The sequence below is a fragment of the Chryseobacterium echinoideorum genome (assembly GCF_007474535.1).
GTDB classification, from domain to species: Bacteria; Bacteroidota; Bacteroidia; order Flavobacteriales; family Weeksellaceae; genus Chryseobacterium; species Chryseobacterium echinoideorum.
Genome location: NZ_VKNW01000028.1, coordinates 1 through 1422 on the forward strand (window position 1 = coordinate 1; position 1422 = coordinate 1422).

2 protein-coding genes are annotated in these 1422 nt (G+C 27.4%); one reads left to right on the forward strand and one right to left on the reverse strand.

From position 1 onward, the window contains the following. The coding region (locus FOL89_RS17440) for a restriction endonuclease subunit S (protein WP_185147013.1) at positions 1-694 on the forward strand (694 nt) is incomplete at its 5' end. A 4-nt stretch (positions 695-698) separates the two neighbouring features. On the opposite strand, the gene FOL89_RS17445 is transcribed toward FOL89_RS17440, so the two are convergent. Further along, positions 699-1422 (reverse strand): restriction endonuclease subunit S (locus tag FOL89_RS17445; protein ID WP_185147014.1); only part of this gene is annotated, 724 nt, incomplete at its 5' end.

Here is a 1422-nt window from a genome sequence, read left to right on the forward strand (position 1 = left end):
ATTTTTTCCTGATAAAAATGAGCAAACCAAAATTGCAACCTTTCTTTCACTCATTGACGAACGCATTACAACCCAAAGTAAAATAATTAACGATTTAAAAACTCTAAAAACAGCCACTGCAAAAAAAATATTTTCACAAGAATTGAGGTTTAAAGATGATAATGGAAATGATTTTCCTGAATGGGAAGAAGATTGCTTAGAAAATGTTTGTGATATAAAAAAGGGTGAACAATTCAATAAAGAAGACTTAAATGAAATAGGTTTATATCCTTGTTTAAATGGTGGAATCTCACCGTCTGGATTTTCAGAAAAATACAATACAGACGAAAATACTATCACAATTAGTGAGGGAGGAAACTCTTGTGGGTTTGTAAATATTATGAAAACAAAATTTTGGCTTGGAGGACATTGTTACAAAATATTACTTTTTAAAAAAATAAGTCTAATGTATTTCTACCAGTTGCTAAAATTCAATGAACAAAATGTTATGAATCTACGAGTTGGCTCTGGTTTACCAAATATTCAAATGAAAAGTTTAAAAAGATTTACAATTAAAATTAGCACATCAGAAAGTGAACAAAACAAAATCGCTAATTTCCTTTCTGCTATAGATTCTAAAATTGATATTGAAAGCCAACTTCTGCAAAAATTAGAAGAACAGAAAAAGTTTTTGCTGCAAAATATGTTTGTTTAGAATGTTAAACAAACATTTGCTGTAATAGATATTTCTTTTGCATTTCCAGTTGCTTTAAAATTGCTTTTTCGGTTTGGATTTTTTGGTCAATTTTGGTCAAAAAAGATGATATTTGAATTTGCTCTTCTAATTTAGGGAGAAGAATTGGGATGTTTAAGAACAATTCCATATTTAAATTTCTTCTGACAATGCTTGCTCCTTGTTCTGAACATTGTTCGTATTCAAACATCATTTTTGATGATTTTAGAAAATATTTACAATAACCGACAATTGCTTTTTCATTAAAACTAAAAACTTTATATGAAGGGGAAACAATTCCTATTTCATAGGTAGTATTTACATTAATATTTCCAAGCCACAAATTTTGAGGACTAAAAACAAGTTGATTAATTTTCAAAATTTTATATCCTGCATTATCCTTACTGGCAACTTCTTTATTAAAATAATCACTTTGATAGAAAAGTCCTTTTGCGGTAGATGATAAAACTCTATATTGATTAGAATTTATTGTTCTTTCGTTTATTTCAATTAAAATTTCTCCTAAAGTTTTCACTTCCCATTTCTTCTCAAATTTTTTAAATCTAATTTTTTGAGAAAATAAATTTTCACTTAGCCCTTTAATTAAGGTTTCTAATTGTTCAATTATTTTAATTGAACAGTCAATCCTTTCAGATATTTTTGCCAAGAAAGTTGATATTTTCTCTTGTTCTTGATTAGTTGGTAAACTC